Origin of the sequence: Nitratireductor sp. StC3 (genome assembly GCF_003015025.1) — a bacterium.
Taxonomy (GTDB): Bacteria; Pseudomonadota; Alphaproteobacteria; order Rhizobiales; family Rhizobiaceae; genus Mangrovimarina; species Mangrovimarina alexandrii.
This window is the reverse complement of record NZ_PYBP01000002.1, coordinates 394,635-421,410: the sequence shown is the minus strand read 5'-3', so window position 1 is coordinate 421,410 and position 26,776 is coordinate 394,635. Positions and strand designations below refer to the sequence as shown.

28 protein-coding genes and 1 riboswitch are annotated in these 26,776 nt (G+C 67.3%); of the genes, 10 read left to right on the top strand and 18 right to left on the bottom strand.

Annotation, left to right across the window (positions count from 1 at the left end):
- Nucleotides 1-35: 35 nt before the first annotated feature.
- Nucleotides 36-305 (bottom strand): hypothetical protein, encoded by a 270-nt coding sequence (locus C7T96_RS24325; RefSeq protein ID WP_245414077.1) that lies wholly within the window; start codon nt 303-305, stop codon nt 36-38.
- Here C7T96_RS24325 and C7T96_RS06550 point away from each other — a divergent pair.
- The 6 genes from C7T96_RS06550 to C7T96_RS06525 all read left to right on the top strand — a co-directional run bounded on the left by C7T96_RS06550 (nt 295) and on the right by C7T96_RS06525 (nt 6,131).
- Nucleotides 295-1,563: an imelysin family protein gene (locus tag C7T96_RS06550; protein ID WP_245414092.1), complete on the top strand. Its 1,269-nt coding sequence runs from the start codon at nt 295-297 to the stop codon at nt 1,561-1,563. The two genes, C7T96_RS24325 and C7T96_RS06550, sit on opposite strands and share 11 nt — an antisense overlap.
- 69 nt (nt 1,564-1,632) lie before the next feature.
- Nucleotides 1,633-1,944, top strand: a complete 312-nt coding sequence (locus tag C7T96_RS06545) for a (2Fe-2S)-binding protein (protein ID WP_106570363.1) — start codon at nt 1,633-1,635, stop codon at nt 1,942-1,944.
- On the top strand, nt 1,910-2,395 hold the full coding sequence (gene bfr, locus C7T96_RS06540) for a bacterioferritin (RefSeq protein ID WP_106570362.1): 486 nt from the start codon (nt 1,910-1,912) through the stop codon (nt 2,393-2,395). Before C7T96_RS06545 ends, bfr begins: the two co-directional genes overlap by 35 nt.
- A gap of 12 nt (nt 2,396-2,407) precedes the next feature.
- The gene (locus tag C7T96_RS06535) at nt 2,408-3,964 is read left to right on the top strand and encodes a di-heme oxidoredictase family protein (RefSeq protein WP_106570361.1); all 1,557 of its coding nucleotides are present in this window, start codon (nt 2,408-2,410) and stop codon (nt 3,962-3,964) included.
- Nucleotides 3,964-5,037 carry an imelysin family protein gene (locus C7T96_RS06530; protein ID WP_245414076.1) on the top strand — a complete coding sequence of 358 codons (1,074 nt, stop codon included), beginning with the start codon at nt 3,964-3,966 and terminating at the stop codon, nt 5,035-5,037. The genes C7T96_RS06535 and C7T96_RS06530 overlap by 1 nt, the downstream gene beginning before the upstream one ends.
- Nucleotides 5,037-6,131: a DUF1513 domain-containing protein gene (locus C7T96_RS06525; RefSeq protein ID WP_348627224.1), complete on the top strand. Its 1,095-nt coding sequence runs from the start codon at nt 5,037-5,039 to the stop codon at nt 6,129-6,131. Before C7T96_RS06530 ends, C7T96_RS06525 begins: the two co-directional genes overlap by 1 nt.
- Before the next feature lie 43 nt (nt 6,132-6,174).
- Here C7T96_RS06525 and phnN read toward each other — a convergent pair whose 3' ends face one another.
- The 7 genes from phnN to phnC all read right to left on the bottom strand — a co-directional run bounded on the left by phnN (nt 6,175) and on the right by phnC (nt 12,968).
- A complete protein-coding gene (phnN, locus tag C7T96_RS06520; RefSeq protein ID WP_106570358.1) occupies nt 6,175-6,807 on the bottom strand; it encodes a phosphonate metabolism protein/1,5-bisphosphokinase (PRPP-forming) PhnN in 633 nt (210 codons plus the stop codon).
- Entirely contained in the window at nt 6,804-7,943 is a 1,140-nt protein-coding gene (locus tag C7T96_RS06515; protein WP_106570357.1) for an alpha-D-ribose 1-methylphosphonate 5-triphosphate diphosphatase, read from the bottom strand. Before C7T96_RS06515 ends, phnN begins: the two co-directional genes overlap by 4 nt.
- 1 nt (nt 7,944) lies before the next feature.
- Nucleotides 7,945-8,652 carry a DUF1045 domain-containing protein gene (locus tag C7T96_RS06510; protein WP_106570356.1) on the bottom strand — a complete coding sequence of 236 codons (708 nt, stop codon included), beginning with the start codon at nt 8,650-8,652 and terminating at the stop codon, nt 7,945-7,947.
- 271 nt (nt 8,653-8,923) lie between these two features.
- A complete protein-coding gene (gene phnE / locus C7T96_RS06505) occupies nt 8,924-10,261 on the bottom strand; it encodes a phosphonate ABC transporter, permease protein PhnE (protein ID WP_106570355.1) in 1,338 nt (445 codons plus the stop codon).
- Nucleotides 10,261-11,118 carry a phosphonate ABC transporter, permease protein PhnE gene (gene phnE, locus C7T96_RS06500; RefSeq protein ID WP_106570354.1) on the bottom strand — a complete coding sequence of 286 codons (858 nt, stop codon included), beginning with the start codon at nt 11,116-11,118 and terminating at the stop codon, nt 10,261-10,263. The genes phnE (C7T96_RS06505) and phnE (C7T96_RS06500) overlap by 1 nt, the downstream gene beginning before the upstream one ends.
- Nucleotides 11,119-11,180: 62 nt before the next feature.
- Nucleotides 11,181-12,086, bottom strand: coding sequence for a phosphonate ABC transporter substrate-binding protein (gene phnD, locus C7T96_RS06495; RefSeq protein ID WP_106570353.1), 906 nt, complete (start codon nt 12,084-12,086; stop codon nt 11,181-11,183).
- A 60-nt stretch (nt 12,087-12,146) separates the two neighbouring features.
- Entirely contained in the window at nt 12,147-12,968 is an 822-nt protein-coding gene (gene phnC / locus C7T96_RS06490; protein WP_106570352.1) for a phosphonate ABC transporter ATP-binding protein, read from the bottom strand.
- Nucleotides 12,969-13,288: 320 nt separating this feature from the next.
- On the opposite strand from phnC, the gene C7T96_RS06485 reads away from it, so the two are divergent.
- Nucleotides 13,289-14,347: a transporter substrate-binding domain-containing protein gene (locus C7T96_RS06485; RefSeq protein ID WP_106570351.1), complete on the top strand. Its 1,059-nt coding sequence runs from the start codon at nt 13,289-13,291 to the stop codon at nt 14,345-14,347.
- A gap of 86 nt (nt 14,348-14,433) precedes the next feature.
- Here the strand turns inward: C7T96_RS06485 and C7T96_RS06480 are convergent, their stop codons facing one another.
- The 8 genes from C7T96_RS06480 to phnG all read right to left on the bottom strand — a co-directional run bounded on the left by C7T96_RS06480 (nt 14,434) and on the right by phnG (nt 20,306).
- On the bottom strand, nt 14,434-14,703 hold the full coding sequence (locus tag C7T96_RS06480) for a GyrI-like domain-containing protein (protein ID WP_199190421.1): 270 nt from the start codon (nt 14,701-14,703) through the stop codon (nt 14,434-14,436).
- A gap of 159 nt (nt 14,704-14,862) precedes the next feature.
- The gene (locus C7T96_RS06475) at nt 14,863-15,480 is read right to left on the bottom strand and encodes a DapH/DapD/GlmU-related protein (protein WP_106570530.1); all 618 of its coding nucleotides are present in this window, start codon (nt 15,478-15,480) and stop codon (nt 14,863-14,865) included.
- The gene (gene phnL / locus C7T96_RS06470; protein ID WP_106570350.1) at nt 15,477-16,181 is read right to left on the bottom strand and encodes a phosphonate C-P lyase system protein PhnL; all 705 of its coding nucleotides are present in this window, start codon (nt 16,179-16,181) and stop codon (nt 15,477-15,479) included. The genes C7T96_RS06475 and phnL overlap by 4 nt, the downstream gene beginning before the upstream one ends.
- A gap of 64 nt (nt 16,182-16,245) precedes the next feature.
- Nucleotides 16,246-17,022 (bottom strand): phosphonate C-P lyase system protein PhnK, encoded by a 777-nt coding sequence (gene phnK / locus C7T96_RS06465; RefSeq protein WP_106570529.1) that lies wholly within the window; start codon nt 17,020-17,022, stop codon nt 16,246-16,248.
- A gap of 46 nt (nt 17,023-17,068) precedes the next feature.
- Nucleotides 17,069-17,962 carry an alpha-D-ribose 1-methylphosphonate 5-phosphate C-P-lyase PhnJ gene (locus C7T96_RS06460; protein WP_106570349.1) on the bottom strand — a complete coding sequence of 298 codons (894 nt, stop codon included), beginning with the start codon at nt 17,960-17,962 and terminating at the stop codon, nt 17,069-17,071.
- Nucleotides 17,963-18,109: 147 nt separating this feature from the next.
- Entirely contained in the window at nt 18,110-19,219 is a 1,110-nt protein-coding gene (locus tag C7T96_RS06455; RefSeq protein ID WP_106570348.1) for a carbon-phosphorus lyase complex subunit PhnI, read from the bottom strand.
- 5 nt (nt 19,220-19,224) lie between these two features.
- Nucleotides 19,225-19,836, bottom strand: coding sequence for a phosphonate C-P lyase system protein PhnH (gene phnH / locus C7T96_RS06450; RefSeq protein ID WP_106570347.1), 612 nt, complete (start codon nt 19,834-19,836; stop codon nt 19,225-19,227).
- The gene (gene phnG, locus C7T96_RS06445) at nt 19,836-20,306 is read right to left on the bottom strand and encodes a phosphonate C-P lyase system protein PhnG (protein ID WP_106570346.1); all 471 of its coding nucleotides are present in this window, start codon (nt 20,304-20,306) and stop codon (nt 19,836-19,838) included. Before phnG ends, phnH begins: the two co-directional genes overlap by 1 nt.
- 109 nt (nt 20,307-20,415) lie before the next feature.
- Here phnG and phnF point away from each other — a divergent pair, with 109 nt between their 5' ends.
- Nucleotides 20,416-21,156: a phosphonate metabolism transcriptional regulator PhnF gene (phnF, locus tag C7T96_RS06440; RefSeq protein WP_106570528.1), complete on the top strand. Its 741-nt coding sequence runs from the start codon at nt 20,416-20,418 to the stop codon at nt 21,154-21,156.
- A 13-nt stretch (nt 21,157-21,169) separates the two neighbouring features.
- On the opposite strand, the gene C7T96_RS06435 is transcribed toward phnF, so the two are convergent.
- Nucleotides 21,170-21,391: a hypothetical protein gene (locus C7T96_RS06435; protein ID WP_106570345.1), complete on the bottom strand. Its 222-nt coding sequence runs from the start codon at nt 21,389-21,391 to the stop codon at nt 21,170-21,172.
- Nucleotides 21,392-21,522: 131 nt separating this feature from the next.
- Nucleotides 21,523-22,413, bottom strand: a complete 891-nt coding sequence (locus C7T96_RS06430) for a DMT family transporter (protein ID WP_245414075.1) — start codon at nt 22,411-22,413, stop codon at nt 21,523-21,525.
- 102 nt (nt 22,414-22,515) lie between these two features.
- A riboswitch (FMN riboswitch) is annotated at nt 22,516-22,667 on the bottom strand.
- 174 nt (nt 22,668-22,841) lie between these two features.
- Between C7T96_RS06430 and hrpB the strand changes: the two genes are divergently transcribed.
- Together hrpB and C7T96_RS06420 are read left to right on the top strand one after the other, a co-directional pair.
- Nucleotides 22,842-25,319 (top strand): ATP-dependent helicase HrpB, encoded by a 2,478-nt coding sequence (hrpB, locus tag C7T96_RS06425; protein WP_106570344.1) that lies wholly within the window; start codon nt 22,842-22,844, stop codon nt 25,317-25,319.
- 99 nt (nt 25,320-25,418) lie between these two features.
- The gene (locus C7T96_RS06420; RefSeq protein ID WP_106570343.1) at nt 25,419-26,741 is read left to right on the top strand and encodes an ActS/PrrB/RegB family redox-sensitive histidine kinase; all 1,323 of its coding nucleotides are present in this window, start codon (nt 25,419-25,421) and stop codon (nt 26,739-26,741) included.
- The last annotated feature ends 35 nt before the right edge of the window (nt 26,742-26,776 follow it).

Genomic DNA, 26,776 nt, shown 5'->3' with positions numbered 1-26,776 from the left:
CATGACTATAACTGTCAAGTCAGTTTAGAATTATTCTAAACTATTGATTTTTCATCCTTTTTAATGTGAATCCGTTTGACATCCGGATTTCTGGGAGTCATGTCTTCGGCTGAAAGCTGAAGCGACTTTCGACTGTCGGGCCTTGAACCCGGCCGTTTGGAGAGGATCGGACCCGCCGCAATGGCCAGCGCGCCCTTGCCGACCGGGCCGCGCCCGTCTCCGACAGCCAGGCTCCAACCGGACCCATGCGGTTTTGCGCTGCAGTTCGAGCCGAAGGACAAAGCCTTGCCGAAGATTTTTTTCACCGCAGCCGCCACGACGGCGCTGATCGCAACGACCCTGACGGGTCAGGCGCTTGCCTCGACCGATACGCGGGCCGTGCTGAGCACCTATGCCGACATCGCGCACGCCACCTACGAGGACGCGCTGTCGACCGCCATGCGCCTCGACGAGGCCGTCGACGCGCTGATTGCCGCGCCCTCGGCCGAAACCATGGCGGCGGCGAAAGCGGCCTGGCTGGCCGCGCGCATTCCCTACCAGCAAAGCGAAGCCTACCGGTTCGGCAACCCGATCGTCGATGAATGGGAGGGCCGGGTGAACGCCTGGCCGCTCGATGAGGGGCTGATCGATTACGTCGACGCGCGCTACGGCGTGGAGTCCGACGATAACGGGCTCTACACCGCCAACGTGGTTGCCAACACGACCCTGATGATCAATGGCAGCGAAGTCGACGCGTCCGAGATCACGCCAAGATTTCTGGCCGACACGCTGCACGAGGCCGGCGAGATCGAGGCCAATGTCGCCACCGGCTATCACGCGATCGAGTTCCTGCTGTGGGGGCAGGATCTGAACGGCACCGGGCCGGGCGCCGGCGCGCGCGCCCACACGGATTACGACCCGCAAAACTGCACCGGCGGCAATTGCGAGCGCCGGGCGCTTTATCTGGCCGCCGCCACCGATCTGCTGGTTCTCGACCTGGAGGAAATGGTCGCCAACTGGGCCGAGAACGGCGCGGCGCGCCGGGCGCTGGCCGAAGGCTCGGCGGAAGCCGGGCTGGCTGCGATGCTGACCGGCATCGGCTCGCTATCCTACGGCGAACTGGCCGGCGAGCGCATGAAGCTCGGACTGCTGTTGCACGACCCCGAGGAGGAGCATGACTGCTTTTCCGACAACACCCACATCTCGCATCTTTACGACGCCGTCGGCATTCGCAACGTCTATGCCGGCCGCTACGAGCGGATCGACGGCTCGGTGGTGGACGGTCCATCGCTATCGGCGCTGGTGCGCGAGAGCGACGCGGCCCTGGACGCGGAGCTGACGGCCAAGCTCGACGCCACGGTTGCCGCCATGCAGGCGATCGCGGACAAGGCGCAGGCCGGCGAGGCCTACGACCAGATGATCGGCGAGGCCAACAGCGCCGGCAACGCCCTCGTGCAGGCGGCGATCGATGCGCTGATCGACCAGACACGATCCATCGAACGGGTCGTCGCCGGGCTCGAACTCGACGCGATCGGGTTCGAGGGCTCCGACAGTCTCGACGATCCCGAGGCGGTGTTTCAGTGAGCGGCACGGGACGCCGAATGTGCTAGAGTAAGCCAGCGGCCACAGCGCCGCGAGCCTGGAAGAACGACGATGCTGGTTTGTCACTGCAATTTGATCACGCAGAGGGAAATCGAGGACACGATTGCCGGCCTGCTGGATGCCGATCCCTGGCAGCTCATCGTGCCGGCGAAAGTCTATCACGCCATGGCCAAACGCGGACGCTGTTGCGGCTGCTTCCCAAATGTGGTGGAAACGATCATCCGGGTCACCGAGGCGTATCACGCCCGTTCGGCCGCGGCCGAGCCGGATATCCTTTCACATCTCGACCGCGTCCGCGGACTGCGTGGTCAGTTTGGGAGCAGGCGCCATGAAGGGCGAAAAACAAGTCATCGAGCGGCTTAACGAGGCGCTGTTTCTGGAACTCGGCGCAGTCAACCAGTACTGGCTGCACTACCGGCTGCTCCAGGATTGGGGCTACGCCAAGCTCGCGCAGAAGGAGCGCGAGGAATCGATCGAGGAAATGCACCACGCCGACAAGCTGGTCGAGCGCATCATTTTCCTCGAGGGCCATCCCAACCTGCAGTCGGTGGCACCGCTCAAGATCGGCCAGAACGTCAAGGAAGTTCTGGAAGCCGACCTGGCCGGCGAACACGAGGCGCGCAGCTCCTACAAGAAGTCGCGCGACATCTGCCACGAGCACGGCGACTACGTGTCGATGGCGCTGTTTGAGGAACTGCTTGCCGACGAGGAAGGCCATATCGACTTCCTCGAAACCCAGCTCGAACTGCTGAACACGATCGGCGAGAAGAATTACGGGCTGCTCAACGCGGCGTCCGCCGACAAGGAGGAATAGGATCATGGACGCATGCGACCGCTGACCCTTCTGTCCCGTCGCATGCGTCCGATCCGACCGGCGCTCCTTGTTGCCGCGCTCGGCGCTCTGGTTCTGCCGGGCCTCGCGGCCGACGAGACCGGCCCGGCCACGAGCCGCGACGACCTCACCGCAGCCGACCGCGAGCGCGTCGAGGCCGTCACCCGGCCGACGACGGATTTTTCCGCGGCCGAGACATACGAGGCGCTGCCCGGCGGGGCCGCGACCTCGCGCAAGCGCGTCAATCAGGACGCGTTTTCCCACCCCTCGGCCAATCTCAGCTTCGAGGAAGAGGGCACGTTCAAGCTCGGCAACGCGCTGTTTCGCAAATTGTGGGTGTCCTCGCCCTCCTCCACCCAGGCCTCCGACGGCCTCGGGCCGCTGTTCAACGCCCGCGCCTGCCAGAGCTGTCATCTGAAGGACGGGCGCGGCCATCCGCCGGAGGGCGACCGCGACGCGACCTCGATGTTCCTGCGCCTGTCGCGTGCGCCGCGCACGCCCGACGAGCAGGCGCTCTTGAAGGATAAAACCCTGCTCAACCTGCCCGACCCGGTCTATGGCGGCCAGCTCCAGGACCTGGCCGTACCGGGCCTGAAAGGCGAGGGCCGCATGGTCGTCACCTATGAGGAGTTTACCGTCACGCTTGGCGACGGCACCGAGGTCGCGATGCGCCGGCCCGACTACGCGGTCAGCGATCTCGCCTACGGGCCGATGGATGTCAGCACCACCTTGTCGCCGCGGGTGACGCCGCCGATGATCGGCCTCGGCCTGATCGAGCAGATCCATCCGGCCGACATTCTCGGCCTTGCCGATCCGGACGATGCCGACGGCGACGGGATTTCGGGAAAACCCAATATCGTGCGCGACCCGGCAAGCGGCGCGCTTGTGCTCGGCCGCTTCGGCTGGAAGGCGCAGACACACTCGATCCGCCGCCAGTCGGCGGAAGCGTTTGCCGGCGATATCGGCATTTCCTCGCCCGACCTGCCCAACCATTGGGGCGACTGCACCCCCAGCCAGGCCGACTGCCTGGCGGCCGCGACCGGCGTTCAGCCGCGCCTCGGCGACAGCGAGGCGCCCGATCCGGTGCTCGACCTGGTGACGTTTTATTCGCAGAACCTCGCCGTGCCGGCCCGCCGCGACGTCGACGACCCGCAGGTGCTGAACGGCAAGCGGATCTTCTACGACCTCGGCTGCGCCTCCTGCCACCGGCCGAAATTCGTCACCCGGCGCGACGCACCCAATAAGACGCACGCCTTCCAGCTGATCTGGCCCTATTCGGATTTCCTGCTGCACGACATGGGACCGCGCATGGCGGACTGGCAGGTCGTCGGCGACGCGCGCGGCGGCGAATGGCGCACCCCGCCGCTGTGGGGGATCGGGCTGACGGAAACCGTCAACGGCCACACCTTCTTTTTGCATGACGGGCGCGCCCGAAACCTGACCGAGGCGATCCTGTGGCATGGCGGCGAGGGCGAAACCGCCCGCGGCGGCTTCGCCGCCCTTGACGCCGACGACCGCGCCGCGTTGATGCGGTTTCTGGAATCGCTGTGATGATGCGCCTTCTCGCCCTCGCGCTCTGTCTCGGCCTGTCCCTGCCGGCCAGCGGCCACGCCGAGCCCGCACCGGCGGCCGCGATCACCCGCGCGGCGATCGACGCGGTGATCCGTCCGGGCTACGCGCGCTTCCGGGCGGCGGCCGAAACGCTGGAAAAAGACGTGCGCGCGTTGTGCGAGGCCCCCGGTCCGGCGCAACTGGAAACGGCGCGCGCGGCCTTTCGCGACACCGCGCTCGCCTGGGCATCGATCGAAATCGTCGGCTTCGGTCCGGTGCGGGCGCAAAACCGGCTGGAGCGCATCCTGTTCTGGCCCGACCGGCGCGGTATCGGCCTCAAACAGGTTCAGGCGATCCTGGCGACCGAAGACGACACGGCGACCGACACCGCCACGCTGGCGCAAAAGAGCGTGGCCGTGCAGGGGCTCGGCGCGCTCGAGTACGTGCTTTTCGGAACCGGCGCCGCAACGCTTGCCGAGGCCGACGCGTTTCGCTGCCGCTACGGCGCGGCGATCGGCACGAACCTGGCAAAAATCGCCGCCCGGATCGCTGCCGCCTGGGCCGGCGATGACGGCATTGCCGGCCAACTCGCCCGACCCGGGCCCGACAACGCGCTGTTTCGCGACCAGGACGAGGCGCTGGGCGAGGTCACCGACATTCTGATCCACGGCCTGGAACAGCTGCGCGCGGTGCGCCTGAACGGGTTTTTGGGCGAGACGCCCGACAAGGATCGGCCGAAGCGGGCGCTGCTGTGGCGCGCCGGGCTGACGGTCGCCACCATCAAGGCCAATCTCGACGGGCTTCGAGATCTGTTCGACAAGGCCGGGTTCGCCGATCATCTGGCGGAAGAGGATCGCTGGATCGCCGCCTCGATCCGGTTCGAGTTCGCGCAGGCCGACGACGCCCTCTCGGCCCTGCCGCCGCGCATCGCCGATACGCTGGCCGATCCGCAAGCCCGCGAGAAGCTCGCCTTCGTGCGCGTCGTTTCCTCCAGCCTGTCGCAACTCGTTGGCGAGCATCTGGCCGCCGCCTACGGGCTGACGGCCGGGTTTTCCTCGCTCGACGGCGATTGATGGCGGCCCTGCTCAACCGCCGCGCCCTGCTGGCGGCGGCCGGCACCGGGCTCCTGGCCTGGATCGGCGCGCCGCGCGCGCTTGCCGGGCCGGGCCGAAAGGCCGCCTTCGCGGCGGCCTACAAGGACCGCGACGGCCGGTTCGGGATCGCGCTCATTGCCGGCGACGGCGCGATTCACGCGCGCATCGCCCTGCCCGATCGCGGCCACGACATCGCCTGCGACAGGGCGGCGCGGCGCGCGGTCGCCTTCGCGCGGCGGCCGGGGTACTTCGCCGTCGTGTTCGACCTCGACCGCCGCGCCGAAGCGGTGACCCTCCAGGCCGCGCCCGGGCGACATTTTTTCGGCCATGGCGTCTTTTCCCCGGACGGAAGGCTTCTTTACGCGACCGAGAACGATTTCGAGGCCGCGCGCGGTCTGATCGGCGTCTACGATGCGACCGACGGCTTCCGTCGCGTCGGCGAATTCGACACGCACGGCATGGATCCGCACGAACTGCTCCTGATGCCGGACGGGCGCACGCTGGCGGTCGCCAATGGCGGCATCGAGACCCATCCCGATTTCGGCCGCGCCAAGCTCAATCTGGCGACCATGCGGCCTTCGCTGGTCTTCCTCGACCGGCTTCACGGCACGCTGGTCGAAACCCATCGCCTTGCCGCCGATCTGTACCAGCTTTCAATCCGCCACATGGCGGTCGACGGTAGCGGGCGGTGCTGGTTCGGCTGCCAGTATGAGGGCCCGCGCGGCGACGTGCCGCCGCTGGTCGGCCTCGCCAGGCCGGGCGATGCGATCAGGCTGCTCGATCTTCCAGGCGAGGCCTGGGCGGGGTTCGGCAATTATGTCGGCTCGGTCGCCTGCAACCCGACCGCCGACCGCGTCGCCGTCACCTCGCCGCGCGGCAATCTGCTGGCGACATTCGATGCCGCCAGCGGCCGGCTCGTGAGGCGGCAGCGCCTCGAGGAAGTGTGCGGGCTCGCCGCGCAGGCGGACGGGTTTTTCGCCACCACCGGCACCGGCGCCATCCGCCCGGCAAACGGCAAGCCGGAACATGCCGATCTCGTCTGGGACAATCACGTCCTTCGTCTCGACGGCTGAGTTTTCGCAAAGGCCGGCGCCGCCGTGCGACCGCAAATGGCGGCTACAAATCCAGCGGCGCGCGCGCCAGCTCGCCGGCCATGCGGATCGCCGCCATAAGCGCCGCGCCGCCGGCCTCGAGCGTGTCGTCGTTTTGAATGACGGTCACCGGCGCGGGGATTTCGTCCTCGCCGGCCGCCGCGCGGGCCAGACGCGCCAGGATTTCTTCCTGCGTCTCGCGGCCCCGCGCGGCGAGCCTGGCGGCGCGGGTCGCGGGCGCGGCGGTGACGAAAACGACGCTGACGTTGCGATAACGCGCCCTGAGCGCCGGAATCGCGTTGCGCGACAGATTGGCGACGACCGTGGCGCCGGCGGCGATCTTGTCGTCGACGACGGCCGGCAGGCCGTAATGCAGGCCATGGGCGCTCCAGGACAGGGCGAAGGCGCCGTTGGCCTCGGCCTCCACAAAGGCCTCTACGGACAGCACGTCGTGGTCCTCCGTGCCGCCGTCCGGCGCGCGGGTGATCACCCGGCGCACGAAATGGACCGCATGCCCGTCCTCGCCGGACAAACGGCCGCGCGCATAAGACATCAGCGTGTCCTTGCCGGCGCCGCTGGGTCCGACCACGGCAACGAAGGCACCCTGACGCGCGCGCGGATCGAGACGGGCACGAAGTACTGTCGAGGCGTCGGTCATGCCACGCGGCGGCCTTCGCGCCACACCGAGCGGACGACGGGAATGTGCTCGTCGACGCGCACGCGCACCAGATCGGCGCGTTTGCCGACGGCGATCTCGCCGCGGTCGGTCAGACCCGTGGCATCGGCCGGATTTTTCGACACCATGGCGACGGCGCGCGGCAGCGAGATGCCGTCGACGACCTCGCCGAGGAAAAAGGCCGACTGGATCAGGCTGAACGGGATGTAATCGGACGACAGGATGTCGAGGCAGTCGTTCTCGGCCAGCTGGCGCGCCGATACGTTGCCCGAATGCGAGCCGCCGCGCACGACGTTGGGCGCGCCCATCAACACACCCATTCCGGCCTTTTTCGACGCAGCGGCCGCCGTCATCGTGGTCGGAAACTCGGCGACGCGGATGCCCTGCTCGACGGCCTCGCCGACATGGGCCTCGGTGGCGTCGTCGTGGCTGGCAAGCACGATGCCGCGGTCGCGGCAGGCGGCGGCGATCGCCTCGCGCTGACGGCGCGAATTGCGCTGCGACTGCTCCATGCGTTTCTCGCAGAATTCGCGGAACGCCTCATCGGACAGATTGAGCTTGCGTTTGTAATAATTGGCATAGGTCTCCAGGTCGACGAACTGGCGCTGGCCCGGCGCGTGGTCCATCAGCGACACCAGCCGCACGCGGTCGTCGCCGTCATAAAGACCGAAACTGTCGACGCAATCGTCCGAGGAGACCTCGCAGCGCAGATGAATGAAATGGTCGGCGCGCAGCCGGTCGCCGCGCACGCCGTCCTCGATCGCGTCGGCCAGCTTGCGCATGTCCTTGGCGGCGATGTCGGAATCCTCGTCGAGCCCGATCCGCAACGCGTCGAAGACCGTGGTGATGCCCGAGGTCGCGACCTGGGCGTCGTGCGCCAGCACGGCGGCGAGCGGGTTCCAGCGCACTTTCGGCCGCGGCGCGTAGTGGCCCTCGAGATGGTCGGTGTGCAGCTCGACCAGCCCGGGGATGAGATAGTCGCCGCCGAAATCCTCGCCGTGCGCCGTGCCGCCGGTGCGGATGTCGGCGATCTTGCCGTCGCGAATCGCCACTGCGCCGTGGACGATCTCGTCGGCCAGAACGATGCGGGCATTGGACAGAATGGTTTCGGCACTCATCTCAGGCGGTCTTTCTTTGGTCGTGGCGGCCTATGGGGTGGAAGGCGCGCACGGTGAAGGGCGCGCCGGGCTCGGGCTCGACAAACAGCGCAATCGAGGCGATTTCGAGGGGCGCGGACAAAAACGGCGCAAAATGGTCGTCGATCGCCGATGCCAGGCGCTCGGCCTCGCGTCCCGTGGCCCGGCCGGTCAGCGTCATGTGGAAGCGAAATTCCTCGAACACATAAGGATACCCCCACTGGTGCAGGTTCTTGACCTGGGCCGGCGTCATGGCGGCCGGATTGCGCCTGGCGATATCCCCGTCGGCCAAGGGCGCGCGGAACGGCTCGAAGGCGCGCACGACGGCGCCGGCCAGCGCGTCGAGCGGCGGGTGACGTTCGGCCGGCACGAGGGCGAAGAACCCGTCGAACTGGCGCGCGACCAGACGCGGCAACCGCACCGGCGCGCATTCGCCGGCAAAGGCGGCAGCGGCGTCGACAAGTTCGGCCTCGGTTTTGCCGGGAGCGAGCACGAACGGCGCCTTCAGCGTTGCATGGAAACCGTAACGCCGCGCCGAGGCGGTGTGAAAGGCGAGTTCGGCCGCCGACAGCGCGCCGGCACGCGCCGGGGCGACCGGCGCGCCGGAAAAGGCGTCACGTCCGAGCCAGGACGACGCCGCGCGGGTCAGCGCCGCGTCCTGCGGGGGCGTGAAATAAACAGCGTAACGCATGCATGAATCCTTGCCAGGCGCGATCCAATAGGTGATTTGCGTGACAGTTTGACGAAGGGCCGGTTTGTCCGCGACGCGGGAACGCGGCCGCCGTCGGCCGGAACCCTAGCCCGCCGCGTCGGACGCGATCAAGTGTCGATGCGCGAATGCATCGGCCGACAACCGGACGAGCCCGCGGCTCTGCGGCGGTTTTGCATGGCGCCGGATCGCGGATCGGCTCCGACACCGCGTTCCGGCCGGCGAACCGGCTCCCGCTTCGCCTGGAAATACGTCAACGTCCCCCGATCAGCTTCGAGCGAAGCCAGCCCGACAGCATGTCGGTTGCCGAAACCATCATAAGGGTGAGCACGATATAATAGGTGACCTCTTCCCAGTCCTTCTGCGTCTGGATCGCCTGGGTCAACAACAATCCGATGCCGCCGCCAACGATAGCCCCGATCACCGTGGCGCTGCGCATATTGGACTCCAGATAATAGAGCACCTGGCTGACGATCACCGGGGCAAGCTGCGGGATGACGCCAAACCGGTTGCGTTGCACCACGTTGGCGCCCGTCGAGCGCAAGCCGTCGATCTGCTTTCTGTCCACGTTTTCGAGCGCCTCGGAGAAAAGCTTTCCGAACGTTCCGGTATCGGTAAACAGGATCGCCAGCGATCCCGTCAGCGGTCCGGGCCCGAAAGCGCGCGACAGGATGATCGTCCAGATCAACCCGTCGACGCCTCGCAGAAAGTCGAAAACACGCCGCATGCCGAAGCGAACCGGAAAAGCGGGGGCAAAGTTCTTCGCGGCGGCGAAGGCAAGCGGTACCGCCAGGATCGCCGCGCCCATCGTGCCCAGAAAAGCCATAAGCACGGTCTCGAAAATCGCCCAGGCGACGTCCTTGTGGCGCCACATCGCGTTGTTCCAGACGTCGGACGCCATCGCGGCAAGGTTCGATTCGCCCGCGCGCACCCGCTCACCGGACACGGCGAGCGCGGCGAGTTGTGCCCAGTCCTTGCCGTGAAACGGGCTGTCCAAGGTGAAGAAGAACAGCTCCCAACCGCCGAAATAGCGGAACACTTCCGCCCGCGTCTTGGTGACGGTCAGGCGCCCCTCGGGTCGCGTAACGGTCACGCGCGAGGACGAGGCGTTGATCCATTCGGGGGTCGCGCCCGCAGGCATCGTCATCGTGATGCCGCTCCGGTTCTGGACGATCTCCAGAACGCCGTAATCCGGGATGTCGAAGCGGACCGCGTCCGGGTCGAAACGAACCACATTGCCGGCTTCCAGCGCGACGACGGTCGACGCCCCCTCGCGCACGACCCAGGCCGGCCATTGATCGTCGGCATAGGTTCCCTTGTTCTCGCCCTCGATGGCCACCGTCGTCTTGTCGAAACGATTGTCGCGCGTCACGTGGACCTTGTGACTGACCATGTCGGCGAGCAGAATACGGGCATTGTCCATGCGCGCACGCGCCGCCAGCCCGGCAATGTCGAAGGCAATGGCGACATAGACGAGATAGGCGAGCACCGCCGCGGGAATCCCGAAGGTGAGCATGCGCTTGCGGAAGGCGCGTCGCTCCGCGTCGCGCTTGGCGGCAGCCAGATCGAAACCGGCATCCAGCGTGGTCATCAGTGCCCCCCGACGAGACGGTTGCGGACATGGCTCGAGAGCTGGTCGATGGCGACGATGGTCAGAAACAGGAGCAGGAAGATCGCCGCGGCCGCGTCGTAGCGGCCGGTGCCCCAGGATATCGCCACGCGCAGCTCGGCGCCGATGCCGCCGGCGCCGACGAAGCCGAGAATGGCGGAAGCACGCACGTTTATCTCGAACCGCAACAGCGCATAGGAGAGATAGTTGGGCATGACCTGCGGCAGAACACCGAGCCACATGCGCTGAAACCACGACGCGCCGACCGACGACAGGCCTTCGATCGGCTTGAGGTCGGCGTTCTCGTTGACTTCCGAAAACAGCTTGCCGAGCGCGCCGGCGGTGTGGAAGGCGATGGCGATCATGGCCGGCACCGGGCCGCCGCCCAGAACGAAGATCAGCACCAGGGCAATCACGATTTCGGGAATGGCGCGCATCGTGTCCATCACCCGCCGGAACAGCGGCATGAGCCGCGGCCAGCGCGCCAGGCCGCGTGTCGAAAGCAGGGAAAGAAAAACCGCCAGAACAGCGCCAAGCAGGGTCGAAACCGCGGCGATGTTGATCGTCTCGATCATCGCCGGCAGGTAACGCAACAGATTGCCCGGCAGCGCGGCGCCCTTGTTTATCGCCTCCCGCACCAGTTCGACGGGAAAGTCGAAAATCTGCGACAGGCCGCTCCAGAAGCCGCCGGCGTTGCGGCTGTCGGCGAGATCGAAGCCGCCGGCAAGCAGCGCAACGAATAAGACGAGCAGAAGAGCGGAATACAAGCGGCGGCGGCGCACCAGCGCCAGATAGTCCACCTTGAGGCCGTCAACGCCGCGGAGCGCGATGTCGGTCATCACTGCAATCTTTCAAAAAAGCGGACGGGCCCCGACAGGGCCCGCCCTCAAACCTTGGATAATCAATTTGTCTTGGCGCGGCGCACGGCGATGATCGATTCGTAGGCGTCATGCCCGATGGGCTCGAAACCGGCGGTTTCGCCCGCAGCCATGTTGTAGGCGCATTGTTCGTCCTTGGCGTGGAGGCCGTTCAGGAACGCCGTCACCTTCTCCTTGACGTCGGCCGGCAGGGCCTTGCGCAGCACGATCGGGCCTTCCGGGATCGGCTTCGACTTCCAGATTTCCACGATGTCGTTCATGTCGACGATGCCGGAATCGGCAGCCTTGCGCAAAGCGCCCGAATTGTAGCCGTCTTCCCAGGCGCCCTGGCCGTCGGCCCAGGTCACGCCCGCATCGACGTCGCCGTTGACGACCGCGACGATCGTCTGCTCATGACCGCCCGTGAACACCACCTCGTCGAAATAGACGCCGTCTTCCATCGTCGCGCCGATCTCTTCGGGAATTTCGATCGACGGGATCAGATAGCCGGAGGTCGAGTTCGGATCGCCGAAGCCGAACTTCTTGCCCTTCATGTCGGCGAGCGAGGTGATGCCGGAATCCTTCCGCGCAAAACCCACGGAGTGATAGGAGAACGAACCGTCGAGATTGGTCTTCACCAGCACCGGCTCGACCGCCTCGGGGTCGGTCAGATAGGTCTTGGCGTAGCCCGACGCACCGAGCCAGGCCATATCGATCGTGCCGCCGAGCAGGCCCTGAATGACGCCGTCATAGTCGGCCGGGGTGAACAGCTTGGTCTCGACGCCGAGGAGTTCCTCGACATAGGCACGGACGCATTCGTTCGACGTCATGCGGTCCTGGGCATTTTCACCGCCGAGAATGCCGATGCGGAATTCGGTGACCTGGTCCTGGGCAAGCGCCGGCGCTGCAAGCGCGGCCGAGGTAAGCAGGGCTGCGATCAATTTTTTCATGCTCGTTACTCCTTGATGTGGGGTGGAAATCAGCCTGGGTTTTCGCGCAGACGATTCGGATCAGACGGCGTAAGCCGGCTCGCGGACCGGCAGACGTTCCGGCTCGAGGGCTTCGATCGACGTCGAGGTGGACGCTTCCGAGAAGCTTTCATCCGCGCCGTAGATCTGGCGCGCGACCGAGGTCGTCAGCTCGTCCGGAGCGCCGTCGAAAACCACCGCTCCGTCGCGCATGCCGATGACCCGGTCGCAATAGCGGCGGGCCGTGTCGAGCGTGTGCAGATTGCACACGATCATGCGGCCGTCCTCGTCGTGGATCCGGCGCAGCGTATCCATGACGATCTGGGCGTTCATCGGATCGAGCGAGGCGATCGGCTCGTCGGCGAGGATGACCTTCGGGTCCTGCATCAGGGCCCGCGCGATCGCCACGCGCTGCTGCTGGCCGCCTGAGAGCGCCTCGACGCGCTTGGCCGCGTGATCGGCGATGCCGAGCCGGTCGAGAATGTCGATCGCGGTGTGAATATCCTTGGTCGGATAGAGACTGAACACCGTCGCCAGCGTCGAGCGGCGATTGAGCACGCCGTGCAGCACGTTGGAAACCACGTCGAGCCTGGGCACGAGATTGAACTGCTGGAAGATCATCGCGCAGTCGCGCTGCCAGGCCCGCAGGGCGACGCCGCGCAAGGCGGAGACTTCGCGATCGGCGAACGAGATCGCCCCTTCCGAGGGGTCGACCAGCCGGTTGATCATGCGCAACAGGGTCGATTTCCCCGCCCCGGAGCGGCCGATGATGCCGACCATCTGGCCGTCGCCGATCTCCACGTCGACAGCGTCGACAGCGGTCTTGTTGCCGAAACGTCGCGTGACCTTCTGGATTTTCAGCATGCTTGCTTTCCCACGGCGGTTTTTCGCCTGTCTTGGGACTTGCGCTACCGAAGCCGCGTGAAAGTGGAATGTCAGGATGATGACAGTTCTGTAACGCCGCACACGGATGGGCGGCTCCCCGTCGTTGCTTGTTGCCATCGTCGGTCCGAGAAAATTTTCGCCGACTGGCTGTTCGATGACGAAAGAGTTGAGATGCCGATACGGTTCGTTTATTGCACCGCGCCATGGCTCTCCTGTCGACATCACAACCCTGCCGCAGATACGCGGCGAGACGTAAAACCACGATCCTTCGCGTACTTCTCGCGCGTGGCACACTTGCCATGCTGCTTCTGCTTGGCACGGTCACGACAGCGTCCGTGCAGGAGGGGAACACGCCGGCGGACCGGCTCAGTGTCGGGGTCTATGCCAGCCCGCCGTTCGTCATCGCCGCGGAGAACGGTTACGAAGGCATGGCGATAGATCTGTGGGAAGAGATCGCCGAACAGCTCGAATTGGACTTCAGCTACAAACCCTACCCGTCCCTTCGTACCCTCGTCGACGCGATCGCGGACGGGTCGGTCGATGTGGCGGTCACCAACCTCACCATCACGCGCAAGCGCGCCGAGCGCATAGACTTCACCCATCCATGGTTCGACGCCGGACTGCGGATCATGGTCGCCGAAAACCGAAGCGCCGGATTCGGCGACGTGGTCGCCGGGCTGCACAATTCGGGCCATCTGCGCGCCTATGGATGGTTGGCGCTGGTCATCGTGGCGGCCACCATCCTTCTGACGTTTTTCGACCGGCGCTTCGACGCGAACTTTCCGCGCCGGTGGCGCGACGGTCTGGCCGAAAGCTTCTACTCGGTCATGTCGGTGGCAACGTCGGGGAAAATGCCGTCACGCAAGAACCTGTTCGGTTGGATCGGCCGCATGTGGCAGGCGCTGTGGCTGGTCTGCGGCATTGCGGTGCTTGCTTATGTCACCTCCTCGGTGACAAGCGTGATGACCACGCTTTCACTCACCAGCCAGATCAACAGTCTTGAGGATCTTCCCGGCAAGCGCGTCGGTGTTTTCACCGGCAGCGTGGCCGAGGAATTCGTGCGCGAAACCGCGATCGCTCACAGTTCGTTCGACGATTTGGACGCCGCCGCGGAAGCTTTGCGAGGCGACCGGGTCGCCGCTATCGTCGGCGACGCACCGGTGCTTGAATATTTCACGCATAGCCACCCGAAGGAGACTTTCGAGGTGGTGGGGCCAATCTTCGAACCGGACAAATACGGTTTCGGGCTCGCCCATGGCAGCGCGTTGACGCGCCCGGTAACCATCCAACTTCTCGGCATGCATGAAAACGGTCGGGTCGAGGCATTGCGCGAACAATATTTCGGCGCGGCGCAATAGTCGGTCCGCAGCGGTTCCGGGAACTCTCCTAAAGCAGGCGGCGGGAACGCGTCAGGCCCGCCGTACCGGCTGACGTAGGATCGTCTTCAACTTCGACGGTTCGACCTTCGCGGATCGCCGAGATAGATCTGGTGGTGCGGACCGGAAAATTCGTAGCCGCGCGACGGCATCAGCTCGCCGTCAAACCAGGCCAGCGCCGGCCCTTCGTCATCGTGAGAGCCGATATGCATCGTCTGCGGGCAAGGCCCCTCTTCCAAGGGCGCCAGACTAAGGTGTTGGAGGGGCGCGTCCAATTTTCGCGACGCCTTGGCGACCGCGCCGTCGAACAGGCCCTCGTCGACGAAGTCCGGCGCCATGTCCGGCAAGCGGCTCGACCGGCCCGGACTTTAGCAGCTTGTCGAGCAGGCAGTAGATCGACGAGAAACCGATTTCGGTCCCCTCGCGCAACCCCCGCTCCTCGATCGACCGCCCGAGCTCGTGACCGTGGCACAGCGCTTCGCCGGGCAGGCTTCGGATCAGCCCTGGTATTTTTCCAGGAAGGCGGCGGCGTCGAGGGTGCGGAAATCGTCGAGCGCGCCGCGCAGGCGCCGGTGATCCCAGTCCCACCAGGCCAGTTCCTGAAACCGCGCCGCGGTCGCGCGATCGAAACGCTCGCGGATCGGTTTCGCCGGAACGCCGCCGACGATCGTGTAGGGCGCGACATCCTTGGACACCACCGCGCCGGCCCCGATGACGGCGCCGTCGCCGATGCTGACCCCGGGCAGGACGGTCGAGCCGTGGCCGAACCAGGTATCGTGACCGATCGTGACCTTGTTCTGGCGGCGCCAGTCGAAAAACGCCTCCTCGTGCTCGGCATCCTCCCAATAGTCGGACGCGCGATAGGTGAAATGGTGCAGCGTCGGCCGCCAGGTCGGGTGGTTGGTGGCGTTGATGCGCACGGCGGCGGCGATATTGGCGAATTTGCCGATTTCGGCGCACCAGACGCCGCAATCCTGCATCACGTAGGAATAGTCGCCCAGGACCGAATCCTGGAAATGGGTCCGCTCGGCGATTTCGGTATAGCGGCCGAGCGTCGAGCCGCTTGCCTCGGCGGTCGGATGAATGAACGGGGTTTCGGAAAGTTTCGGCATCAGGCGGCCTTTGCGGGAGCGAAATCGGTCACGTCGATGATCTGGTCGGCGACCGCTTCGCGCACGTCCTGATCGTGAAAAATGCCGAGCAGGGCGACGCCGGCCGCCTTCTTCTCGGCGATCATGTCGATCACCACGGCGCGATTGGTGGCGTCGAGCGAGGCGGTCGGCTCGTCGAGCAAGAGGATCGGATGGCGGGTGATGAAGCCGCGCGCGATATTGACGCGCTGCTGCTCGCCGCCGGAAAAGGTCGCCGGCGGCAGATCCCACAATCGTTCAGGCAGATTAAGCCGGCTCAACAGATCGCGGCTGCGCGCCAGGGCTTCGGTTCTGTCGCGGCCGCGCGCCAGAAGCGGCTCTGCGACGATGTCGAGCGCCGACACGCGCGGCACGACGCGCAGGAACTGGCTGACATAACCGAGCGTGTCGCGGCGGATCGCCAGCACCTCGCGGGGACTGGCCGCGGCCATGTCGGTCAGCGTGCCGTGATGATCGATGATGATCTGGCCGGAATCGACGGCGTAGTTGCCGTAGAGCATCTTCAAGATCGAGCTCTTGCCGGCACCGGACGGCCCGCCGAGCACGGCACATTCGCCGGCCTGGAGCGCAAAGCGCGCATTGTCGACCACCGGCAAGCGGATGCCGTCGCGCAGATGCATGGTGAAGCTCTTGCAGAGCTCGGAAACGACAAGCGGCGTTGCCATTCGGTTTTCTCCCTTTCGCACGGTCGTGTCCGAGCCTCGGCTCCCGGGGTTCGCGCTCATGTCCTCACACCTGCAGGATCGAGGAGACGAGAAGCTGGGTGTAGGGCGCCTGCGGGTCGTCGAGCACCCGGTCGGTCAGGCCGTGCTCGACGACGTGACCGTCCTTCATCACCATCATGCGATGCGACAGAAGCCGGGCGACGGCGAGGTCGTGCGTGACGACGATGGCGGCCAGGCCGAGCTCGCTGACGAGGCCGCGCACAAGATCGAGCAGGCGCGCCTGCACCGACACGTCGAGCCCGCCGGTCGGTTCGTCCATGAAGATCAGCCGCGGATGGGTGACGAGGTTGCGCGCGATCTGCAGGCGTTGGCGCATGCCGCCCGAAAAGGCGCGCGGCTGGTCGTCGACGCGGTCCTCGGCGATCTCGACGCGGCCCAGCCAGTCGACGGCGGTGGCGCGAATATTGCCGTAGTGGCGATCACCGACCGCCATCAGGCGCTCCCCGACATTGGCGCCGGCCGAGACCGTCATCCTGAGACCGTCGGCCGGGTTCTGATGGACGAACCCCCAATCGGTACGCATCAGGAAACGGCGCTCGGCCTCGCCCATGCGGTAGAGCTCGCGCCAGCTGTCGTCGCGCATGCGGTAGCTGACCGTACCGGAGGTCGGCAACAGCCGGGTCGACACGCAGTTGAGCAAAGTGGTCTTGCCCGAGCCCGACTCGCCGACGACGGCCAGCACCTCGCCCGGCCACAAATCGAACGAGACATCGTCGCAGCCGATGCGCGCGCCATAGGATTTGGACAGGCCCGCGACACGCAGCAGGGGCTCGGCGGACATGGTCTGGCTGGTCATGGCGACACCTTTCGTAACGGAACGCGGCGGGTCATTCGGCGGCCTGCGCCATCTCGCCGACATGGCCGGCCGCGCGCCGCTTTTCGCAGAAATCGGTGTCGGAGCAGACGAACATGTGGCCGCCGCGATCGTCCAGGATCACCTCGTCGAGATAGACGTTCTCGGCCCCGCACAGCGCGCACGGCTTGTCGAATTCCTGCACCTTGAACGGGTGATCCTCGAAATCGAGGCTGACCACGTCGCAATAGGGCGGAATGGCGTAGATGCGCTTCTCGCGCCCGGCGCCGAACAATTGCAGGGCCGGCGAGCGGTGCATCTTCGGATTGTCGAATTTCGGCGTCGGCGAGGGGTCCATCACATAGCGTCCCTCGACCTTGACCGGATAGGCGTAGGTGGTGGCGATATGGCCGTGCCGGGCGATGTCCTCGTAGAGCTTGACATGCATGAGGCCGTATTCCTCGAGCGCATGCATCTTGCGGGTCTCGGTCTCGCGCGGCTCGAGAAAGCGCAACGGCTCGGGGATCGGCACCTGGTAGACCAGCACCTGGCCCTCGGCCAGCGGGTGCTCGGGAATGCGGTGGCGGGTCTGGATGATGGTCGCGCGCGCCGTTTCCGTCGTCACAGCGACGCGCGCCACCTTCTGGAAGAAGGCGCGGATCGACACCGCATTGGTGGTGTCGTCGGCGCCCTGGTCGATGACCTTCAGGACGTCGTCGGGACCGATCACCGACGCCGTCACCTGCACGCCGCCCGTGCCCCAGCCATACGGCATCGGCATCTCGCGGCTGGCGAACGGCACCTGGTAGCCGGGAATGGCGATGCCCTTGAGGATCGCGCGCCGGATCATGCGCTTGGTCTGCTCGTCCAGATAGGCGAAATTGTAGGACGGCGCTTGGGGAAGCGTTTCTGCAACACTATCGGACATGACGCGTTTCCTTCGAAAGGAGACCGACATGGACCTTCTCATCCTGCCGATCATTCTGGCGCTTGTGCTGACCGCCTATCTCATCCATCGCGGCTACCGGGCGAGGGCCCGGGGCCGGCGAACCCCCGACCAGGAGAATTAGCCGGCTCATTCGGCAGCCTTTCCCGGCGCCTCGACGGCGGCATTCATGCGCGCCTCGGCTTCCGCGCGCAGGCGGCGGACCAGGTCGAGCTCGGCCTGGAAGTCGACATAATGCGGCAGCTTCAGATGCTCGACGAATCCGGTCGCCTGGACATTGTCGGAATGCGCGATCACGAATTCCTCGTCCTGGGCCGGGGCGGTGACGTCTTCCCCGAACTCGCCGGCGCGCAATGCCCGGTCGCACAGCGCCATCGCCATCGCCTTGCGCTCGGACTGGCCGAAGACCAGGCCGTAGCCGCGGGTGAATTGTGGCGGCGCCTTGGCCGAACCCTGGAACTGGTTGACCATCTGGCATTCGGTGACCTGGATGCGGCCGAGCGGCACTGGAAACGGGAGCTCGGGCACCTCGAGCTCGATGTCGAGTTCGCCGATCCTGATCTCGCCGACGAAGGGGTGCGAGCGGGCGTATCCGCGCTGGGTCGAATAGGCGAGCGCAAGCAGAAAACCCTCGTCGCCGCGCGCCAGCGCCTGCAGGCGCAGGTCGCGCTCCATCGGAAATTCCGGCGGTTCGCGGGTGATGTCGCCGGGTTCGCGGTCGTCGGGCAGTGCCCCGTCGCCCTCGATCAGCCCGTCGCGGGCCAGGATCTGCGAAACGCGCGGCATGGCCTCGGTGTCCGCGTCGCGCGTGGCCGGCGCGGCGACGGGCGCATCGCCGGCCAGTTCGGGATCGAGCAGCCGGTGGGTGTAGTCGAAGGTCGGGCCCAGAAGCTGGCCGCCCGGCAGATCCTTGTAGGTGGCCGATACCCGGCGTTCGATCAGCATCGCGCCGGTGTCGGCCGGCCTCGCATAGCCGAACCGCGGCAGGGTGGTGCGGTAGGCGCGCACCAGAAAGATCGCCTCGATCATGTCGCCGCGCGCCTGGCGGATGGCGAGCGCGGCGAGTTCCCGGTCGTAAAGCGAGCCTTCGGCCATCACCCGGTCGACGGCGAGGGCGAGCTGTTCGACGATCTGGTCGAGGCCGAGCGCCGGCACGTCGCGGTCGCCGCGGCGCCGATCGGCGAGCAGGCGGTGCGCGTTGTCGATGGCGGCCTCGCCGCCCTTCACGGCAACATACATGGCTTCTAGCCCTCCGTTTCGACGATGCGGGTGGTGCGCGGCAGACAGGCGAGCGCACCGGGCGCCGTCAGGACGAGGTCGACGCCGCGCGGGAAACGCCCGTTGTTCTGCCGCCACTGCGCGGCCAGATGACGCGGCAGCGGCGCCGGCGCCAGCCGCGCGCGGCTCTCGATGCCCGGCCCTTCCAGAACCAGCGTCTCACCGGCCGTCAGGGTGTCGAGCTGAAGGATGATGGTGGCCGAACGATCCGGGTAGTCCTGCGAGCCCTGGGCGAAATTTTCCAGCGCCATCAGCTCGCCCGGCCGCGAGACCAGGGCGAAATGAGCCTCGGCCGGCGTGAAGGCGAACGGCGCGCCGGTGTGGAAGCCGAGCCAGTCGCGGATTTCGCCGGAGCCCTGCAGCTCGGGATCGAGCCAGACCGGCGTGTCGTGGTCGCACAAGGTCAGCGCCACGGCACCGGCCTCGGCGGTCAGCGGCGCGGGCGGAGCAGCCAGCGGCGGCAGGGCCTGGGCGGTGCCCGGCCGGGCCATGGCCTCCATCAGCGCGCGGAAGACGCCTTGCGCGGCAATCACCGGTTCGGCGAAGCCGCCATCGATCGATCGGGTGGAAAACGCCATCAATCCTCTCCGCGCACCATGGTGAAAAAGTCGACCTTGGTGGCCGCCGTCTCGCGTCGGCGCTCGCTGTCGGCAGCCGCCCCGGCGGCGCGCAGCGGCGCGACGATCCTGTCCTCGACCCATGCACGGCTTTGCGGGCGCTGCCACAGCGCGTCGACCGTCGCCGCGATCCGCACCTTGTCGCGATCGCGACCGAGCGCGTAGGCATGACCGACCTCGCCGGTCGCCAGCCGCACCGTGGCGCGCGTCACCGTCGCCTCGCCGAGATTGAAGGCCGCGCCGCCGCCGCCCATGCGCCCCCGCAGCATCACCAGCCCGGTCTCGGGGCCGCGCACCAGTTCGGCGCCTTCGTCGAAATTGGCCTCTGCCCAGAGCCGGCGCAGCGTATCGCCGCCGGCCCGCGCGACCACGGCCATGGCGTCCCGACGCGCTGGCCGGCCTGCCTCGTCCTGCCTGTCTTGCTTTGTCATCCGATTCGACCGTTGCTGTGATTATTTGTCTATTGATATAGACAAGCATACAAATTATACCTTGTTCTAGCGCGTGTCCATGACGTTCGCGTGACAGGGCGAAATGGCGATGAAAAAAACCGACAAGACCATGGAACGGCGCAGCGGCATATCGCTGTGGCGCCAGATCGCCGACCAGATCAGGCGCGATATCGGCCAGAACCGGTTGGGCGCGAACGGGCGCCTGCCGCCCGAGACCGCGCTCGCGGCGCATTTCGGCGTCAACCGCCACACCCTACGCAGCGCGATCGCCGCGCTGGTCGAGGAGGGCGTCTTGCGCGCCGAGCAGGGGCGCGGCACCTTTGTCGAACGGCGCCGGCGCCTGACCTATCCGATCGGCGTGCGCACCCGGTTTTCCGAGGGACTGCGCGACCAGGCCCGCGACAGGCGCGGCCATCTGCTCGACCATCGCCTGGAGGCCGCCGACCAGCGTACGGCCGAGGCGCTCGCTCTGGCGCCCGATGCGCGGGTGATTCGCATGGACACGGTGTCGGAAGCCGACGGCCGCCCGGTGTCGCGCGCGACGAGCTGGTTCGATGCCGACCGTTTCGCCGGCTTCGCCGAGGCCTATCGCGAACTCGGTTCGATCACGCTGGCGTTCCAGCGTTACGGCGTCGCCGACTATTTCCGGGCGTCGACGCTGGTGTCGGCCCGCCATGCCGACGACGGCGACCTCGACGATCTGCGCCTGTCGGCGGGCGCGATCGTGCTGGTGGCGGTGGCCGTCAATATCGACACTGAGGGTCGGCCGATCCAATTCGCCGAAACGCGTTTCGCCGCCGACAGGGTCGAGTTGTCGGTCACGGCCTGACGAGGCCGCGCGGCTAGTCGCTCTCCCCGTCCCGTCCGTCCGGGCCGGCGGGCCCTTGGGGCGGCGCCCAGGCGATGAGCAGGCTCCAGACCCCGTAAGCGGTGGCCGCGGCGGCAAGCAGCGCCCAGCCGGTCTGGCCGTTCAGCCATTCCAGCGCCGCCCAGCCGGCGCATGCGGCGATGATCGCCAGCCGCCGCCACAGGGGATCGAACACCGAACCGGACTGTCCGCTCATGCCGCCCGCTCCGGCCGGAGGAAAACATCCCGCGCAATCAGACCCATTGCCGATCTCCCGTTTCGCCCCGAAAATGCATCATCCCGGCCCGCGATCAAGCAGCGATGCGCGCTGCGGACACGATGCCAGGCTCAAGCCGGGAGGGTTCGTTCGCGCCGCATCAAATATAGCGAGGCCGCAACGATCAGCGCCGCGCCCGGCCAGAAGCCCGGCGTCGGCGCAGCACCGAACACCACCCAGCCGGCGACGATGTTGAACGGCAGCTTCAGATCGTCGAACGGCTGCAGATAGGCGGCATCGGCGCTGGCATAGGCCCAGGTCAAAAGATATTGCGCGAGCCCGGTCAGGGCACCGGCGGCAAACAGCGCCCACCAGGCGGCCTGCGGCGGGATCTCGAAACCCGAGCCGAGCCAGATCGCGGCATTGATCGGGGTCAGTAGCAAAAGCAGATAGACGGTGATGCCGGCCGTGGGCTCCAGCCGCGTCAGATATTTGGTGATCAGCGACGTGCCGGCCCAGCACGCCGCCGCCAGCACCGGCAGGAAAGCGTGATAGGTGAAGCTTTCCGACCAGGGCGCGATGATGATCATGGCGCCGGCGAAACCGCCCGCCGTGGCCGCGATGCGGGCGAAATCGACCCGCTCGCGCAGAACCAGGCCCGCCCCCGCCATGACGAAGAACGGCGAGGTCATAGCGAGCGCGATTGCCTGCCAGATCGGTACGACCGACAGGCCGTAGACCCAAAGCTGGATGCCGGCCGCGGCCAGAAGCACCCGCGCCAGATGCAGGAAGACATGCCGCGTGTGCAGGATGTGTATGCCGCCGCGCCAGACCAGGGGCGCGGCGAGCGCCAGCGCGATGGCATATTGCCAGAATGCGATCGCGGGCGCGGAGGCGCCGGCATTGACACTCGCCCATTGCACGGCGACGTTGAGGCCGGCAAAGGCGAGGCCGGCCGCCACCATGATCGCGGCGCCGCGCAGCGCGGCCGGGGTGGTTTCGATCGAGGCTATCTGGCTCATTCGGTCCGATCCTTTCGCATTGACCCAGAGACCTCAGGGATGCGGGATCGGACACCGCGCGCAGCCTCGGGCGAAGAGCCAAAGGACACGCTCGGCGATCTGACCCGTTCTCTTCCATCCGGACTGTAACCGTCGGCTTCGGATTCGCACCGAATCTGCTGACCCGGACCGGCCTGTCGCCGCCCCGGCGCTCGCGGGCTTGGGGAGATCCCCTTACCGCCGGTGGGGACTTTCACCCCGCCCTGAGAACGTCGACGGCATTTTGACGCCGCCGGACGCAACCTAGCACCCGCGGCGGTGGGATCAAGCCGGCAATGGCGCGCCTTTCCGGCACGCCGGTCGCCGGCCGGAGGCTTTGCGGATTGCCAGCGCGGCGTCGGCGCTGATATGCCGTCGCGGCCCGGTCCAAACGTATCGGCTAGCCCGTCATGACCCTGCCCGACCTTCCCGTCACCCGGATCCTGCCCGACCTGCGCGCCGCGCTCGCCGGCCCGGGACACGCCGTCCTGGTCGCGCCCCCCGGCGCCGGCAAGACCACGCTGGTGCCGCTCGCGCTTCTAGGCGAGGACTGGCGCGGCGGCGGCACGATCCTGCTTCTGGAACCACGCCGGCTGGCCGCGCGCGCCGCCGCGCGGCGCATGGCCGCCCTCCTCGGCGAAGAGGTCGGCGCCACGGTCGGCTACGCCATGCGCATGGACAGGCAGGTCTCGGCGGCAACCCGCATTCTCGTCGTCACCGAAGGCGTGCTGGCGCGCATGATCCTCGACGATCCGGAACTTGCCGGCATTGCGTGTGTCGTTTTCGACGAGTTCCACGAGCGCTCGCTCGACGGCGATTTCGGCCTGGCGCTGGCGCTCGACGTCAAGCAGGGGCTGCGGCCCGATCTGCGGCTGGTGGTGATGTCGGCAACCCTGGACGGTGCGCGGGTCGCCCGGCTGCTCGGTGACGCGCCGGTGATCGAAAGCCATGGCCGAAGCTTTCCGGTCGACATCCGCCACCGCGAACGCACCGGCGGCGAAACGCTCGAGGACGCCGTGGCGGCCGCCGTGCGTGCCGCGCTTGCCGAGGAGGACGGCGGCATCCTCGCCTTCCTGCCCGGCCAGCGCGAAATCGAGCGCACGGCCGAACGGCTTGCCGGCCGGCTGCCGGCGAATGCGGATCTGATCGCGCTTTTCGGCGCCATGGACGGCAAGGCCCAGGACGCGGCGATCCGCCCGGCGCCGGATGGCCGCCGCAAGATCGTGCTGGCCACCGCGATCGCGGAAACCTCGATCACCATCGACGGCGTTCGGGTGGCGATCGATTCAGGCTATCAGCGCCTGCCGAAATTCGAGCCGGCGACCGGGCTGACCCGGCTCGAAACCGTGCGGGTGTCGCGCGCCTCGGCCGAGCAGCGCGCCGGACGCGCCGGGCGCACGGCGCCGGGCGTGGCGATCCGGCTGTGGCGCGCCGAACAGACTGCGTCTTTGCCCGCCTTCACGCCGCCGGAGATCGTGGAAGCGGACCTCGCCGGCCTGGTGCTCGACTGCGCCGCTTTCGGGGTCGTCGATCCGACGCGTCTCGCCTTCCTCGATCCGCCGCCTGCCGGCGCGCTCGCCGCGGCGCGCGCGCTGCTGCGCGACCTCGAGGCGATCGACGAAACCGGGCGCCTGACGGCCGACGGCGTGGCGATGCGCCGTCTCGCCCTGCCGGCGCGCCTCGCTCATATGGTCGCCAGGGCCGCGCAGGACGGCGCCGCGCTGCAGGCCGCCGACCTGGCCGTGCTTTTGACCGAGCGCGGCCTTGGCGGCCAGCAGATCGACCTCGACGCGCGGCTCGCGCGGTTTCGCCGCGATCGCGGTGCGCGGGCCGGCAACGCACGGGCGCTGGCCAAACGGCTCGCCGCAGCCGCCGGCGCCGGCCTTCGCAGGGCAGCGGCGGCACGACCGGAAACAGGGGCGACCGGCGCGGGCCGGCTGCTTTTGCATGCCTGGCCCGACCGGGTGGCGATGGCGCGCGGCGGGCCGGGCCGCTACGTCCTGGCCAATGGGCGCGGCGGCGAGATCGATCCGGCCGATCCGCTGGCCGCGCACGATTTTCTGGTCGTCGCCGACCTGCAGGGCAAGGCGCGCAATGCCCGCATCGTCGCTGCCGCGCCGGTCGCGGAAAGCGATCTGCGCGCCGTGCTCGCCGACCGCATCGAGACCGGCACCGAAACCGGGTTCGACCGCGACAGCGGAACGGTGCGGGCACGCGAACGAAGCCGCCTGGGCGCGATCACCCTCGCCGAGCGTCCGCTGCCGGCGCCGAGCGGAGCCGAGGCCGACCGCGCCCTCCTGGAGGCCGTGCACGTCCATGGCGTGGCGATCCTGCCCTGGGGCAAAAAGGCCGCCGGCCTCAGGCGCAGGCTCGCCTGGCTGCGGCGCGGGCTCGGCGAGCCTTGGCCCGAAATGGACGATGCGGCGCTGCGCGATACTGTCCAGGACTGGCTGGCACCGTTTCTGACCGGCAGCGCGGCGATCGCCGATATTTCAGACTCCACGCTGGCCGAAGCCCTGCTGGCGCGGGTCGGCCACGAAGACCAGAGGCGGGTGGCGGCGCTGGCCCCGACCCATTTCGACGCGCCGTCGGGCAACCGCATCCCGATCGACTATCGCGACGACGCGCCGGTACTGGCGGTGCGCGTGCAGGAACTGTTCGGCCTCGACCGTCATCCCGCCATCGCGGCGGGCACCGTGCCGCTGACGCTCGAATTGCTGTCGCCGGCGCAGCGCCCGATCCAGACCACGCGCGATCTGCCCGGCTTCTGGCGCGGCTCGTGGGCCGAGGTGCGCGCGGCCATGCGCGGGCGCTATCCCAAACATCCCTGGCCGGAGGAGCCGCTGCGGGCCACGCCGACGGCGCGCGCCAAGCCGCGCGGCCACTGAGCCGGCGCATGCCGGCGCCGCGCGCGATGGCCAGGAGAGCGGCGCAGCGGACGACAGATTCCCTTTGGCGCGATCGGCCGTCCGGCCTATAGGAGGGCGATGCTGCAGGACCTTCGCACGCCCGACCATCAACAGAGCCGGCAATTGCGGCTCAACACGCTCATCCGTCTGCGCTGGCTGGCCATCATCGGCCAGAGCGCGGCGGTTCTGGTCGTGGCCTATTGGTTCATGTTTCCGCTGCCGGTCGGGCTTTGCTTCGCGCTGATCGCCTGTTCGGCCTGGGTGAACCTGTTTCTGGCCTTCCGCTACCCCGCCACCCACAGGCTGACGCCGGGCGCCGCCTTCTGCGTCTTGTTCCTCGACGTCCTGCAACTCGCCGGATTGCTTTACCTGACCGGCGGACTGACCAATCCCTTCGCGATCCTGATGTCGGTTCCGGTGGTGGTCTCGGCGACATCGCTGCCGCTGGCGCTGACCGCCGTGCTCGGCCTGGTGGTCGCCGTCACCGCCTCGTTGCTGGTGAGTTTCCACCTGCCGCTGCCCTGGTATGGCGGCAGCAATCTGGCGATGCCGTTCCTCTACGTCATCGGCATGTGGATGGCGATCCTGTCGACCACCGCCTTTACCGCGATCTACGCCTGGCGGGTCGCCGAGGAAGCGCGCCAGCTCGCCACCGCGCTCGCCGCCACCGAGCTGGTCTTACAGCGCGAACAACATCTGTCGGCCCTCGACGGGTTGGCGGCGGCGGCCGCCCACGAACTCGGCACGCCGCTCGCCACCATCGCCCTGGTGGCGCGCGAGATGGAGCGGGCCCTGGAGGGCGAACCGCGCTTTCGCGAGGACGTCACGCTGCTCAGGTCGCAGAGCGAGCGCTGCAAGGAGATCCTGCAGCGGCTGACCAGCCTGTCCTCGCAGGGCGAGGAGCACATGGCGCGGATGACGCTGACGGCGATGATCGAGGACGTGATCGCGCCGCATCGCGATTTCGGCATCGACATCCATCTCGAACCGGGCACGCTCGAAGGCCGCGAACCGGCGGGACGGCGCAATCCCGGCGTCATTTACGGGCTCGGCAATCTGGTCGAAAACGCCGTCGACTTCGCGCGCGAAAGCGTCACCGTGCGCTGGAGCTGGGACGCCGACCATGTCTCGATCCAGGTCACCGATGACGGGTCGGGGTTTCCGCCGGAAGTGATCGACCGGATCGGCGAACCCTACATGACCACGCGCTCGGGCCGGCAGACCGAGGGCGGCGGCGGGTTGGGGCTCGGACTGTTCATCGCCAAGACCCTGCTCGAGCGCTCCGGCGCGGTGGTTTCGTTCGGCAATGCCAGCGCCCCCGGACAGGGCGCGATCGCCCGGGTGAGCTGGCCGCGCGAGCTGTTCCTGCGCGATCCGGTCAGCGAACATGCGATCGGCTGAGCCGGCGAAATTGGACTTGGCGGCTTTTTTGAATA

Coding starts and splice junctions, on each gene's coding strand:
- C7T96_RS06480 (WP_199190421.1), bottom strand. CDS start 14,703: ATGGCGCCGGACTTCGTCGACGAGGGCCTGTTCGACGGCGCGGTCGCC.
- phnN (WP_106570358.1), bottom strand. CDS start 6,807: ATGACCGACGCCTCGACAGTACTTCGTGCCCGTCTCGATCCGCGCGCG.
- C7T96_RS06525 (WP_348627224.1), top strand. CDS start 5,037: ATGGCGGCCCTGCTCAACCGCCGCGCCCTGCTGGCGGCGGCCGGCACC.
- C7T96_RS06545 (WP_106570363.1), top strand. CDS start 1,633: ATGCTGGTTTGTCACTGCAATTTGATCACGCAGAGGGAAATCGAGGAC.
- phnL (WP_106570350.1), bottom strand. CDS start 16,181: ATGGCAACGCCGCTTGTCGTTTCCGAGCTCTGCAAGAGCTTCACCATG.
- phnK (WP_106570529.1), bottom strand. CDS start 17,022: ATGTCCGCCGAGCCCCTGCTGCGTGTCGCGGGCCTGTCCAAATCCTAT.
- phnD (WP_106570353.1), bottom strand. CDS start 12,086: ATGAAAAAATTGATCGCAGCCCTGCTTACCTCGGCCGCGCTTGCAGCG.
- phnH (WP_106570347.1), bottom strand. CDS start 19,836: ATGGCGTTTTCCACCCGATCGATCGATGGCGGCTTCGCCGAACCGGTG.
- phnE (WP_106570354.1), bottom strand. CDS start 11,118: ATGACCGACATCGCGCTCCGCGGCGTTGACGGCCTCAAGGTGGACTAT.
- C7T96_RS06510 (WP_106570356.1), bottom strand. CDS start 8,652: ATGCGTTACGCTGTTTATTTCACGCCCCCGCAGGACGCGGCGCTGACC.
- phnF (WP_106570528.1), top strand. CDS start 20,416: ATGAAAAAAACCGACAAGACCATGGAACGGCGCAGCGGCATATCGCTG.
- C7T96_RS06515 (WP_106570357.1), bottom strand. CDS start 7,943: ATGAGTGCCGAAACCATTCTGTCCAATGCCCGCATCGTTCTGGCCGAC.
- phnC (WP_106570352.1), bottom strand. CDS start 12,968: ATGCTGAAAATCCAGAAGGTCACGCGACGTTTCGGCAACAAGACCGCT.
- hrpB (WP_106570344.1), top strand. CDS start 22,842: ATGACCCTGCCCGACCTTCCCGTCACCCGGATCCTGCCCGACCTGCGC.
- C7T96_RS06420 (WP_106570343.1), top strand. CDS start 25,419: ATGCTGCAGGACCTTCGCACGCCCGACCATCAACAGAGCCGGCAATTG.
- phnE (WP_106570355.1), bottom strand. CDS start 10,261: ATGACCACGCTGGATGCCGGTTTCGATCTGGCTGCCGCCAAGCGCGAC.
- C7T96_RS06485 (WP_106570351.1), top strand. CDS start 13,289: ATGCTGCTTCTGCTTGGCACGGTCACGACAGCGTCCGTGCAGGAGGGG.
- C7T96_RS06460 (WP_106570349.1), bottom strand. CDS start 17,962: ATGTCCGATAGTGTTGCAGAAACGCTTCCCCAAGCGCCGTCCTACAAT.
- C7T96_RS06535 (WP_106570361.1), top strand. CDS start 2,408: ATGCGACCGCTGACCCTTCTGTCCCGTCGCATGCGTCCGATCCGACCG.
- C7T96_RS06430 (WP_245414075.1), bottom strand. CDS start 22,413: ATGAGCCAGATAGCCTCGATCGAAACCACCCCGGCCGCGCTGCGCGGC.
- C7T96_RS06435 (WP_106570345.1), bottom strand. CDS start 21,391: ATGAGCGGACAGTCCGGTTCGGTGTTCGATCCCCTGTGGCGGCGGCTG.
- C7T96_RS06455 (WP_106570348.1), bottom strand. CDS start 19,219: ATGTATGTTGCCGTGAAGGGCGGCGAGGCCGCCATCGACAACGCGCAC.
- bfr (WP_106570362.1), top strand. CDS start 1,910: ATGAAGGGCGAAAAACAAGTCATCGAGCGGCTTAACGAGGCGCTGTTT.
- phnG (WP_106570346.1), bottom strand. CDS start 20,306: ATGACAAAGCAAGACAGGCAGGACGAGGCAGGCCGGCCAGCGCGTCGG.
- C7T96_RS06530 (WP_245414076.1), top strand. CDS start 3,964: ATGATGCGCCTTCTCGCCCTCGCGCTCTGTCTCGGCCTGTCCCTGCCG.